This window comes from Saccharopolyspora sp. NPDC002686 (genome assembly GCF_040295745.1).
Taxonomy (GTDB): Bacteria; Actinomycetota; Actinomycetes; order Mycobacteriales; family Pseudonocardiaceae; genus Saccharopolyspora; species Saccharopolyspora oryzae.
Map to the genome: position 1 here is coordinate 1 of NZ_JBEOVY010000270.1, position 10989 is coordinate 10989.

Sequence of the window (10989 nt, forward strand, 5' to 3'; positions counted from 1 at the left end):
GCGTAACAGTGTTCGAACACTGTTACGCACTCACGACCGATCTTTGCCGAGGCATATGGTCATGACCGGATGACAGCCGGAGTCGTGCCGCCAGTGCTGGGGCGGTTGTTGTGCTTCAGAGTGAGGGCCAGCGTTCCGTCGATCGCGGTCAGCGCAGCCATCCCCACCAGTCCGGCCGGCGCCCGTCGGGCCCGGTAGCGGTCGGCGAGCACCAGGTTGAGCCCGGCTCGAACAGCCATCCACGGCCATCGGGGGCGTCCCAGCAGCAGGCCCGGGGCGAGGGCCAGATCGATGATCCCGATTCGCTTGGCGAACTTCGGGTCCAAGCCGAGCGCTTTGCCCGCTGGCCCCGGAGCGGCGGTCAGTCCGACGCCCATGCCCAGGGTCACCACCCCGACGACGTCGGCCAGCCGTTCCACCTCGATGCGTTTCATGGGCACATGATCGTCCGGCCTGGCGTGCGGGGGAAGGTCTGACGTCCTCGATCCGGCGGGACCGAGGTCAGCTGTCCTTGCGCCAGACGTAGGCGGCGGAGATCGGGTGGTTGCGGAAGCGCTCCCACTTCGGCTTCACCTCGAGCCAGGCCTCGTCGATCAGGCCCTCGTGCAGCTCCGCCAACCGCCAGCCAGCCGCCAGCGCGGCGGAGACGTGGTCGCTGATCAGGTGCACGTTGGTGGTGATCGCCAAGGACTCCCCGGCGTCGTTGGTGTAGTGGGTGGGCATCCCGGAAGCCATGATGAAGTGCGGGTGGAACGCGACGAGCACGAACGCGGCCTTCGGCGCCGCGATCCGCCAGGCCTCCCGGTAGAACGGTCCGAGATCGGCCAGGTGCTCGTCGACGAGCGAGGAGATCACCAGGTCGTAGGCGCCCTCGTCGAGCCCGGTGGCGGTGACGTCGGCTTCCGCGAGCCGGTCGTGCGCCTCGCGCCGCTCGGCCCGCGCCAGCATCTCCGGGGTCAGGTCGACGCCGTCGATCGCGGGAACTCCCTTGCCGCGCAACCACTGCCCGGTCCGCCCGGTTCCGCAACCGAGGTCGGCGGCGCGCCCGACGGCGCTCCAGTCCGGATCCCGCAACCGCTCCAGCAGCCGCAGGTCCATGACGTCCTCGACGGTGTCCTCGTACTTGCCGACCCACTCCCCGTACCCGGTCCGAACATCGACGGTCCGATACCCGCGCGCGTCAAACCCGCTGAAATCCATGCGCCCGATTATTCAGCCACCCCAGCACCGCCGAAACTGATTTTCCGCCGCCCGGTTTCCGCAGGTCAGGCATCGTGAGCACTTCGGGGTGCCAGAGCACCCCGAAGTACTCACGAACCGGGCCCGCTGTCGGACCGCGGCCTTACGCTGCCGAGGCATTCCAAGTCGGGATGACGGCGTCTCGCAGGTGTGCCGCGGAGCTTCGAGCAGGCGCGCTCCGAGGTGCCGTGCGCTGGAAAGGAAGCCCCAACTGACGCGAACTTCCTCGTCCCTGCCACCGGATCGGAGGCTGAGGTGGATCTAGGAATCCTGCTGGCGTTCACCGGTGCGGCGTTGGTGATCGCACTGGTGCCCGGCCCGGACATGATGTTCATCCTGGCCAACGGGATCTCCTCCGGGCCGCGCGGAGGTGTGGTGGCCGCGGTGGGCATGTCCACCGGCGTGGTCGTGCACACCGCCGCGGCGGCTCTCGGCCTGACGGCGATGTTCCAGGCGGTACCCGCCGCGCTGGAGGTCGTCCGGATCGCCGGGATCGCGTTCCTGCTCTACCTGGCCGTGCAGTCGCTGCGGTCGTCGGCGCTGCCGGACGTGCGGGGAGCGCCGACCAGGTCGATGCGCCGGATCTACGTCCTCGCGGTGCTGACCAACGTGTCCAACCCCAAGGTGATCCTGTTCTACCTGGCGTTCGTCCCGCAGTTCGTCTCGGTGGCGGCGCCCTGGCCGGTCCCGGTGCAGCTGCTCGCCCTGGGCGGGCTGCTCGTCGCGGTGGGCATCTGCGTCGACGCCGGAGTCGGCCTGGCCTCCGGCTGGCTGTCGAGCCTCCTGGTCAGCCGGCCCGGCGTCCAGCGCTGGCTGGACCGAGCAGCAGCCCTCCTCTTCGGAGGCCTGGCCCTCCGCCTGGCCACCGAAGACCTGCGCTGAACACGGCGAAAGGGCACCCCCTGACGGTCAGGAGGTGCCCTTTCGCGCGATCGGTCAGCAGCAGCGGGAGCCGGGGGTGGCGTCCTGGCGGTCGACGTGGCGCCGCCAGAACTCCCGCTCGCCGAGCGGTTCTTCGCCGGGGTGGTTGCGGCGGTGGTGGTCGAGGTAGCGCTCGTAGGCGTTCTCGCCGACCACGCCGCGCACGATCTGCCAGGCCGTGCGGGCGGTGCCGCGCAGCCTGGTCAGGACCGTGGTCGTCATGTGCTCGCCCCGGCCTTCTCCGCCTCCAGCTCCTGCTGGATGCGGCGTTCCTCAGCGGTCGGGATCAGACCGGACGGGGCCCACAGCTCCGACTTGACGTACGGGGCCTCGGTGGTCGGCAGCAGCTCGGTCGCGCGCAGCGCCTTGATCCACACGCGGACCGCGTCCACCAGCACGATCACGATCAGCACCGCGAACAGGACGCTGAGCACCCCGTCCACCGTCGAGTTCACGACGACCTTCTGCATCTCCTCAGCGGTATGCGCCGTGCCCTTGCTGGTCTCCCCGGCGTCCAGGGCCGCCTGGTAGGCCGCGCGCTGCGCGAAGAAGCCGATCTTCGGGTCGGCGGAGAAGATCTTCTGCCAGCTCGCGGTCAACGTGACCGCCACGTCCCAGGCCAGCGGGATCAGCGTGACCCACGCGTACTTGGCCCGCCCCGCCTTGATCAGCAGGGTGGTGGCCACCGCCAGCGCCACCGCCGCCAGCAGCTGGTTGGCGATGCCGAACAGCGGGAACAGCTGGTTGATGCCGCCCAGCGGGTCGTTCACGCCGGCCCACAGGAAGTAGCCCCAGGCGCCGACGATCACCGCGCTGGCGATCCAGTTGCCCGGCCGCCAGCTCACGTCGCCGAAGCGCTTCCAGACGTTGCCCACGGTGTCCTGCAGCATGAACCGGCCGACCCGGGTGCCGGCGTCCACGGTGGTCAGGATGAACAGCGCCTCGAACATCACCGCGAAGTGGTACCAGAACGCCTTCATCGCGTCCCCGCCGATGACCTGTGAGAACACCTCGGACAGCCCGACGGCCAGGGTCGGTGCGCCGCCGCTGCGGCCGACCAGCGTCTCCTCGTCCACCGCGGCCGCGGCCGCCGCCAGCTGCTCGGGGGTGATCTGGAAGCCCAGCCCGGCCACCGCCTGCGACGCCGACTCCAGGGTCGAGCCGAGTGCGTTGGCGGGCATGTTCATCGCGAAGTACAGGCCCGGGTCGATGATGCAGGCCGCGGCAAGCGCCATGATCGCCACGAACGACTCGGTCAGCATCGCGCCGTAGCCGATGATCCGGACCTGCGACTCCTTCTCCAGCATCTTCGGCGTGGTGCCCGAGGACACCAGCGCGTGGAAGCCGGACAGCGCACCGCAGGCGATCGTGATGAACACGAACGGGAACAGCGAGCCGGTGAACACCGGGCCCTTGCCGTTGAGCGCGAAGTCGGTGATCGCCTCGGTCTTCATCACCGGCAGTGCGATCAGCAGCGACACCGCCAGCATCGCCACGACGCCGACCTTCATGAACGTGCTCAGGTAGTCGCGCGGCGCCAGCAGCATCCACACCGGCAGCACCGAGGCGATGAAGCCGTAGATGATCAGCGCGAAGGTCAGCTCGTTGCCGGAGAGGGTGAAGAACCCGGCCAGCGCCGAGTTGGCCACCCAGCTGCCCGCGACGATGCTCAGCAGCAGCAGGGCGACGCCGATGACCGAGGTCTCGACGATCTTGCCCGGCCGCAGGTAGCGCAGGTAGAAGCCCATGAACAGGGCGATCGGGATGGTCATGCCGATGGAGAAGGTGCCCCACGGGGAGCCCTTCAGCGCGCCGACCACGACCAGCGCCAGCACCGCCAGCAGGATGATCATGATCGCCAGCACCGCGATCAGCGCCGCGACACCGCCCACCGGGCCGATCTCCTCGCGGGCCATCTGCCCGAGGCTGCGGCCGTTGCGGCGGGTGGAGAAGAACAGCACCACCATGTCCTGCACCGCACCGGCGAAGATGACGCCGACGATGATCCAGACGGTGCCCGGCAGGTACCCCATCTGCGCGGCCAGCACCGGGCCGACCAGCGGGCCTGCTCCGGCGATCGCCGCGAAGTGGTGGCCGAACAGCACCCGGCGGTCGGTGGGCTGGAAGTCGGTGCCGTCGTTCAGCCGCTCGGCCGGGGTCGCGCGGGTGTCGTCGGCCTTGAGCACCTTGTAGGTGAGGAACCGGGCGTAGAAGCGGTAACCGATCGCGTAAGAGGCCAGGGCCGCGAAGACCAGCCAGGCCGCGGAGATCTCTTCGCCCCGGCTGAGCGCGATGATGCCCCAGGCGACCGCACCGACGATCGCCACCACCACCCAGATGGCGATCTCCTTGGGAGTCATCCTGCGTTTCCGAGCTGTGCCACCGCTCGGCGCCGTGTTCGTTGCCACCGTCCTCGGACTCCATTCCTGCGATTCCGCCGCGCGAGTGTGAGGTGCGCAGCACGACCGAGGATCTGCGCGCGCGTGCGGAATGTCCAGTCCGTGGCCCGGAAGTAACCAGGATGTAAGCGACGCCTTGTCACCGCGCCCCCGGTGGGGCCTGCGTTGCCCCGTCTGGCGGCGGTGACCTGCGGGAAAGCGCCACGAGATGATCTTCGACGACTGCATCGGTAAACTCCGCCGCCGTTGGGGTGCCGCCGAGTCGGTAACAAGTGGGAACCCGGCCGCAACCATGGAGGGGGTCTTGCGCGTCGTGCAGAGATGTGACGGTGTCGATCGCATTGCCCGTGACCGCCTGGCCGGGCGACGGGCTGGCGGCAATGGATGAACTGACGAGCAAGCTGACCGATCTGTACCAGGAGCATTACAAGCAACTGCTGCGCATCGCCGTTCTGCTGGTGGACGACCGGGCCTCCGCGGAGGACATCGTCCAGGACGCCTACGTGCGGGTGTTCGACTCGCGAGCGCGGCTGCGCGACCCCGACAAGGCGCTGGCGTTCCTGCGGCAGGCGGTGCTCAACCGCGCGCGCTCGATGCTGCGGCGGCGGCTGGTGGCCAAGAAGTACCAGCCCAAGATCGCCACCGAGGACCGGCAGCCGGACGACACCGGACGAGGCGTCGACCGCGCGGTGCTGGCCGCGGCGCTGGCGAAGCTCCCGCGCCGGCAGCGGGAGGCCGTGGTGCTGCGCTACTACTCGGATCTCAGCGAGTCCCGCACCGCCGAAGTGATGGGATGCAGCCAGGGAGCGGTGAAGTCGTACTGCTCGCGGGGCGTTTCACGACTGTCCGAGCTGCTGGGGGAGCGGGTGTGAACGACAGCAACGGCACGCGGGACGTGGATCTGGTGCGCGCGCAGCTGCACCGGCTGGTCGACGACGTCGAGCCCAAGCCCGACGCGCTGCCCAAGATGCTCGCCAGCGCACGACGACGGCAGAAGTCCCCCCGGCGCCCCTGGTTCGCGGCGATCGGCCTGGTCGCCGCGGCGGCGGTGGCGCTCCTCGTGGCGGTGCTGGTCCTGCCGGGGCAGCAGACCACGCAGGTCAGTGCGCACCCGAACAGCTACCTGGCGGCGCCGGAGCCCGGCGTGATCGCCTCGTTCGACATCTTCTCCGGCCGGCAGAACGGCGTGCTCTCCGACGACGTCACAGGGGCGCATCCGGCGGTGCTGGCCACCGACCGGAACCGGGTGCTCGCCCTGACGTCCACCGCGGACGGAGAACGGCTCGTCGAAGTGGTCCCGGGCGGCGAGCAGCGGGTGCTGCCGGTGCGGATCGGCGACGCGCGGCTGCTGACCGCCGGTGGCGGGAAGATCGCCTACCGGGACGGTGACGCCGTCGTCGTGCTGCGCGGTGAGCAGCAGCAACGCATCGCGCTGCCCGCAGGCACGCGGGTGGACGACCTCGCCCTGTCCGACGACGGCCGGCTGGCCCTGGTGGCCGCGGAACCGGGCCGCGATCAGGCCGGCGTCCTGGTGCTCGCGCCCGGGGCGACCTCGCTGGACGGGCGCGTCGAAGTGGTGCCCGACGGCTGCGGCCCGGTGGCGGTCACCTGGACGGGGCGGGACATCGCCGCGCTCGAGTCGCCGACCTGCGATGCCGGTCAGGCGCGGGTGGCCACCTTCGACGCCAACGGTCGCAAGCTCGGCGCCGGAGTGCCGTTCCACGCCCCTGAGCTGGCCGCGGGTGCTGCCCGGTTGTCCGCCGATCCGCTGGGGCGGTTCCTGGTCTCCACCAGCGGCCACGGGCAGTGGCTGGTCGACGGTTCCGAGGTGCGCCCGATCCCACCGGCGTGCAGCGCCGACGGGGTCTGCGCCGACGGACCGGGCACCTTCTGGAGCTGATCACGCTCCGCGATCCGGACACGCCCCTGATCTGATCAATACCGGCTCGCCCGGTCACCGCTGACCGACCATCGGTCCTGCCGCCGACACCGACGACAGGGGTGGATGTGCAAGCGCGACAAGAGGAACTGGCGCGGTTGTACCGAGCAGCGCTGGACCGCCCCCGGTGGCAGCAGGTGCTCGCGTTCGCCGTGTCGCTGTGGGCGCTGGTCTGGATCCTCGGCCAGTTCGTCCTGGCGGAGGAGAGCCCGAGCGCGCTGGACGTCCTCGGCCACTTCGTCGCGCGGCTGGGCATGACCACCGGTGAGTGGGCCGAGCGCCTGTCGGCGGCGTGGCAGAGCGGTGGTGGCGCGCTCGCGGTGCTCGGCGGTCTGCTGTGGGCGGCGACCACCGAGCGCGGCCAGGTGCCCGCCCTGCTCGGCTGGGTCGCGGTCATGATCGGTGCGGAACGCCTCGGCTACCAGCCCGCGGTGCTGCTGGCCGTGGCGACGATGGTCTGCTTCGTGGTGGTGCTGTGGGTGGCGTCGCTGACCAGCGTTCGGTTCGTGGACCGGCATGCGGTGCTGCTGCCGCGCGACGTCGTGCGCGCCGGGGTCACGGCGGCGGCGCTGTCCGCGGTGGTGCCGCTGTTCGCCCCGGCCTTCTTCCTCAACCGGCTGAGCAGCCCGTACGTCACGAAACCCCCGCACCGCCCCCGCATCCCCGAGCAGACCACGCCCGCGGACGCCCGCGAACCCGAGCTCAGGGGCGGGGAGTGAGGCGCAGGCCGCGCTCGGCCAGGGCGCGCAGACCCACGTCCTCCGGGGAGGAATCGCGGTGCCGCCAGATGGTCTGCACGATCCGGACCTCGTTCCCGCTCTGCTGCACGACCTGCGCGGCGTTGTCGAAGCTCTCCGGTCCGCCCGGCCAACCCCGGCCCTCGGCCACCAGGTCGGTGACCCCGCCGGTGCCGGGTTCGTCGGCCAGCGCCCGGAGCTCGCCGGCGGCCTGCTCGTCCGGCAGCTCGACGATGGTGACCGACACCGCGGCCGGCCGGCCGGACACCTCGGTGTCGAACACCGCGCGGGTCAGGTTCCGGCAGGGCCGCTGCTCGAACCAGCGCTGGACGTCGCCGAAGGCGTGCGGGGCGCAGGTCTTCTCCTGATCGGTCACCTGCTGCGCGAACTCCACCCCGTCGACCCGCTGGACCGCCGCGGCGGGCTGGTGCGGGGCGGCGGTCGAGCCGCCGACGACCCACCACGCGATCAGCGCGCCGCACAGCACGACCAGCACCGACGCGGCCGCGATCAGCCCGGTGCGACGCGAGGTCGAGCGCGCGGTCGACGGTTCGGTGAGCTTCGGGATCAGCATCGTGTCCGCCGTGGCCAGGTCGGTCTCCGGCGATACCGGGAAGCCCTCCTCGACGAGCTCGTCGAGGCTGAACGGGCTGTTCCCGGCGAGCACCTGCAGCAACTGCTGGGCCGGTTCGACCGGGCAGGACCGCTCGTAGGTGGCCAGCTCGCGGGCGGCGGCCAGGATCGAGGTGGTGTTCGGCGAGACAACCCGGACGCCCCGGTGCAGGTCGGTGGTGGGCTGGGTGACCTGCCCGGCGTACGGGCCGACGACCACGACGGCGGCGACCGGCAGCGGTTCCAAGCTGCGGGACTGCAGGCTCCGCGCCAACGCGGCAGCGGACTCGAGACCTTCCAGCCCGGGGTTGACCGCGCCTTCCGTGCGCACCAGCGGCCAACCGTCCACAGTCCACGGTGTCTGCAGCGGGGCTTCGACCTTCAGCGCAGGTTCGGCCAGATCCACCCCGAGCACCACGACGATGCCGCGCGGCAGCACCACCACCGCGTCCAGCGCGCGGGGAGCACCCGGTGGCCGGGCGCCGAACACCGCGAAACCGCCCAGCACCGAGCTGCCGGCACCCCACGCGGAGATGGCCGCCCGGATGTCGGCGCCGACCTCGGTCGGATCCGTACCGAGCCGCACATGTCGCATGAGGACACCTCCCGTCCCGCAGTCCGGTGAGCACGCACCTGTTCGCGTCCCAGACGTTAGTCGGGCCGTCCCGGGGTTGTCGCGGAGATCCAAGATTCGTCCGATCGAGTGGTATCCGCCACGTGTTCGACGGTGCTCCGGCGCTGCCGCCGAGCGCTGCCGGAACTCGAGGAGACCCCCGGGATCTGCGGTTACGCCTGATCGGAGCAGCGTGCGACGGCCGGACCACGGCGGCTCGAAGCACCGCGCCTGCTCAGCCGGACGCGGTCTTCTGGTGGCGCAGCGCACGACGGGCGATGCAGAATGGCGCCGCAATCTGGTGATCGTCGGGTTCGCGAGGTCGTAGGGGAAGACGTCCCTCGTCGAACAGCGGAGGTCAGCAGTGAGCACCCGTGGCAGCGACCGTAACCACACCGCTGGTGTGGTCTACGTCCACTCGTCGCCGTCTGCGGTCTGCCCGCATGTCGAGTGGGCGATCTCTGGCGCACTCGGCATCCGGACGGAACTCCGCTGGACGGCACAACCGGCAGCCCCAGGGCAACTCCGCGCGGAGTGCAACTGGACAGGTGAGCCGGGTACCGGCGCGCGCTTGGTGACCGCGCTGCGAGCGTGGCCGATGCTGCGCTTCGAAATCACCGAAGACCCCAGTCCCGGGATGGACGGGCAGCGCTTCTGCCACGCCCCCGGTCTGGGCCTGTGGCGTGCCAGCACGAGCGCCAACGGCGACATCGTGGTCAGCGAGGACCAGCTGCGCACCCTCGCGGCCAACGCCAAGGGGTCGGAAGCGTTCGCGCACCGCGTGGAGCAGCTCCTGGGCGCGGCGTGGGACGACGCGCTCGAACCGTTCCGCCGGGCCGGGGACGGCGCCCCGGTCACCTGGCTGCACCGCGTCGGCTGAGCGCCGATCTGATCGGAACCGGTCTCGGCCCTGATCGGGTTGTGCGAAGCTTGTGGCCGTGCGTTCTTGGGTGAAGTGGGGTCTTCCTGTCTCTGTTCTCGCGCTGCTGGCCGGTGGTGGCGGCGGGGTGCTGCTCGCCGAGACGTACTATCGCGAGCCGGCACGACCGCAGGCGGAGCAGGGCGAGGACGTCGCCCAGTCGGTCGAGAGCCCGGAGGGCGTGGTCTACATGCCCGGGGCTCTCGAGCACCCCGATCAGCGCGAGGTCCAGCGGTTGCTGGACGACCACTTCCGGTCGATCAACACCCGCAACTACGACCTGTGGAAGTCCACAGTGGTCCGGAGCAAGTGGGACGAGCTGCCCAAGGCCAAGTGGCTCACCGCCTACGGCACCACCGACGACCTCGACATCGCCGTGCACCGGATCGACCCCGGCCCGGACGGATCGCTGCTCGCGCTGCTGACTTTCAAGAGCTACCAGACGCCCGACGCCGCGCCGCCGGACATGCCGGTGGGGTGCCTGGACTGGAACCTGGTGTACCCGATGGTCGTCGACGAGTCCGGCAAGTCACTGCGCCTGGACACCAGCAAGTTGCCCAACAGCGCCCTGCGCAAGCCCTGCGCCGGGTGACCCGCTCCGGCGGTACTCCTGCGGACTGGCGCCGTACCGCCGCTTGAACGCGTTGCTGAGCGCGAACGCGCTGCCGTAGCCGACCTGCCTGGCGACCGCGCCGATCGTCGCGTCCGATTCGCGCAGCAGATCTGCGGCCAGCGCGAGCCGCCAGTTCGTCAGGTACGTCATCGGCGGCTCGCCGACCAGCTCGGTGAAGCGCCGGGCGAAACCCGCTCGCGAGACGCCGCAGCGCGCGGCCAGCCCGGCAACGGTCCACTGGGTCGCCGGGGCGTCGTGCATGAGTTGCAGCGCTCGCCCGGCGATCTGGTCGCACTGCGCGCTGTACCAGGCCGGGGTGCGGTCGGGAGAACCGGCGAACCAGGCCCGCAGCGCGGCGATGAGCAGCAGGTCGAGCAGCCGGTCCAGCACTGCCTCCTGACCCGGCGCGTTCTTGCCGATCTCCGCGGCGAGCAGGTCGACCAGCGGGGCGGCGAGGGATTCGTGCCGGACCACGGCGAGTTCGGGCAGCTCGGTGAGCACTCGGTCGCTGATTTCGCCGACCACCTGGTAAGTGCCGGTCAGCAGGGTCGTCGTGCCCGCGGTGCCCGCGCCCCAGGTGCGGACGCCGAGGTCGGAGAGCCCGTCGAGCGGTGCGCCGCTCGGGCTGGTGCAGCGCTGGCCCGGGTGGATCACGGCCTGCCACGGGGTTTTCGGATCGTCGGCGACGGTGTAGTGGCCCGGACCGCGCACCAGCGCGACGTCGCCGGGCGAGAGCAGCGCGGGCTCGGATCCGTCCGGCAGCACCCAGGCCGAGCCGTGCACCAGCGCGACCAGCGTCAGCGGTGCCCGATCCTGGATGCGCAGCGACCAGGGCGGTTCCAGGATCGAGCGGAGCAGGAAGGCGCCGTGCGCCCGCGGTCCGTCGAGCAACCCCGCCAAAGTGTCCACGCCATGACCTTATGGCTCAGCACCCCGGTGCAGGTCCGCAAATTCAATGGAAATTGGAGGTCCGATTTCCATTGAATTTTCGGACCTC

At 70.7% G+C, this 10989-nt stretch carries 12 protein-coding genes; 6 read left to right on the forward strand and 6 right to left on the reverse strand.

What is annotated here, in order from left to right; translation table 11 throughout:
- Window positions 1-59 precede the first annotated feature (59 nt).
- Together ABTZ89_RS28295 and ABTZ89_RS28300 are read right to left on the reverse strand one after the other, a co-directional pair.
- Window positions 60-434 carry a hypothetical protein gene (locus ABTZ89_RS28295; RefSeq protein ID WP_351050255.1) on the reverse strand — a complete coding sequence of 125 codons (375 nt, stop codon included), beginning with the start codon at window positions 432-434 and terminating at the stop codon, window positions 60-62.
- 67 nt (window positions 435-501) lie between these two features.
- Entirely contained in the window at window positions 502-1200 is a 699-nt protein-coding gene (locus tag ABTZ89_RS28300; RefSeq protein WP_351050258.1) for a class I SAM-dependent DNA methyltransferase, read from the reverse strand.
- Window positions 1201-1494: 294 nt separating this feature from the next.
- On the opposite strand from ABTZ89_RS28300, the gene ABTZ89_RS28305 reads away from it, so the two are divergent.
- On the forward strand, window positions 1495-2121 hold the full coding sequence (locus ABTZ89_RS28305) for a LysE family translocator (RefSeq protein ID WP_270952547.1): 627 nt from the start codon (window positions 1495-1497) through the stop codon (window positions 2119-2121).
- Between the two features lie 54 nt (window positions 2122-2175).
- On the opposite strand, the gene ABTZ89_RS28310 is transcribed toward ABTZ89_RS28305, so the two are convergent.
- Together ABTZ89_RS28310 and ABTZ89_RS28315 are read right to left on the reverse strand one after the other, a co-directional pair.
- The gene (locus ABTZ89_RS28310) at window positions 2176-2382 is read right to left on the reverse strand and encodes a YbdD/YjiX family protein (RefSeq protein ID WP_351050261.1); all 207 of its coding nucleotides are present in this window, start codon (window positions 2380-2382) and stop codon (window positions 2176-2178) included.
- Window positions 2379-4520, reverse strand: coding sequence for a carbon starvation CstA family protein (locus tag ABTZ89_RS28315; RefSeq protein WP_270952545.1), 2142 nt, complete (start codon window positions 4518-4520; stop codon window positions 2379-2381). Before ABTZ89_RS28315 ends, ABTZ89_RS28310 begins: the two co-directional genes overlap by 4 nt.
- 368 nt (window positions 4521-4888) lie before the next feature.
- Between ABTZ89_RS28315 and ABTZ89_RS28320 the strand changes: the two genes are divergently transcribed.
- From ABTZ89_RS28320 to ABTZ89_RS28330, 3 genes are all read left to right on the forward strand, one after another.
- The gene (locus ABTZ89_RS28320) at window positions 4889-5431 is read left to right on the forward strand and encodes a SigE family RNA polymerase sigma factor (protein ID WP_270952544.1); all 543 of its coding nucleotides are present in this window, start codon (window positions 4889-4891) and stop codon (window positions 5429-5431) included.
- On the forward strand, window positions 5428-6459 hold the full coding sequence (locus ABTZ89_RS28325; RefSeq protein WP_351050265.1) for a hypothetical protein: 1032 nt from the start codon (window positions 5428-5430) through the stop codon (window positions 6457-6459). Before ABTZ89_RS28320 ends, ABTZ89_RS28325 begins: the two co-directional genes overlap by 4 nt.
- Before the next feature lie 107 nt (window positions 6460-6566).
- Window positions 6567-7217 (forward strand): hypothetical protein, encoded by a 651-nt coding sequence (locus ABTZ89_RS28330; protein ID WP_270952542.1) that lies wholly within the window; start codon window positions 6567-6569, stop codon window positions 7215-7217.
- Here the strand turns inward: ABTZ89_RS28330 and ABTZ89_RS28335 are convergent.
- The gene (locus tag ABTZ89_RS28335) at window positions 7201-8442 is read right to left on the reverse strand and encodes a hypothetical protein (RefSeq protein WP_351050268.1); all 1242 of its coding nucleotides are present in this window, start codon (window positions 8440-8442) and stop codon (window positions 7201-7203) included. The two genes, ABTZ89_RS28330 and ABTZ89_RS28335, sit on opposite strands and share 17 nt — an antisense overlap.
- Before the next feature lie 382 nt (window positions 8443-8824).
- On the opposite strand from ABTZ89_RS28335, the gene ABTZ89_RS28340 reads away from it, so the two are divergent.
- Window positions 8825-9340, forward strand: coding sequence for a DUF3145 domain-containing protein (locus tag ABTZ89_RS28340; protein WP_270952540.1), 516 nt, complete (start codon window positions 8825-8827; stop codon window positions 9338-9340).
- Between the two features lie 58 nt (window positions 9341-9398).
- On the forward strand, window positions 9399-9971 hold the full coding sequence (locus ABTZ89_RS28345) for a hypothetical protein (protein ID WP_270952539.1): 573 nt from the start codon (window positions 9399-9401) through the stop codon (window positions 9969-9971).
- On the opposite strand, the gene ABTZ89_RS28350 is transcribed toward ABTZ89_RS28345, so the two are convergent.
- Window positions 9909-10901, reverse strand: a complete 993-nt coding sequence (locus ABTZ89_RS28350; RefSeq protein ID WP_270952538.1) for an AraC family transcriptional regulator — start codon at window positions 10899-10901, stop codon at window positions 9909-9911. The two genes, ABTZ89_RS28345 and ABTZ89_RS28350, sit on opposite strands and share 63 nt — an antisense overlap.
- Window positions 10902-10989 lie beyond the last annotated feature (88 nt).

Excerpts from the sequence above, each read along its gene's own strand:
- ABTZ89_RS28335 (WP_351050268.1), bottom strand. The coding sequence starts at position 8,442 with ATGCGACATGTGCGGCTCGGTACGGATCCGACCGAGGTCGGCGCCGAC.
- ABTZ89_RS28295 (WP_351050255.1), bottom strand. The coding sequence starts at position 434 with ATGAAACGCATCGAGGTGGAACGGCTGGCCGACGTCGTCGGGGTGGTG.
- ABTZ89_RS28310 (WP_351050261.1), bottom strand. The coding sequence starts at position 2,382 with ATGACGACCACGGTCCTGACCAGGCTGCGCGGCACCGCCCGCACGGCC.
- ABTZ89_RS28300 (WP_351050258.1), bottom strand. The coding sequence starts at position 1,200 with ATGGATTTCAGCGGGTTTGACGCGCGCGGGTATCGGACCGTCGATGTT.
- ABTZ89_RS28315 (WP_270952545.1), bottom strand. The coding sequence starts at position 4,520 with ATGACTCCCAAGGAGATCGCCATCTGGGTGGTGGTGGCGATCGTCGGT.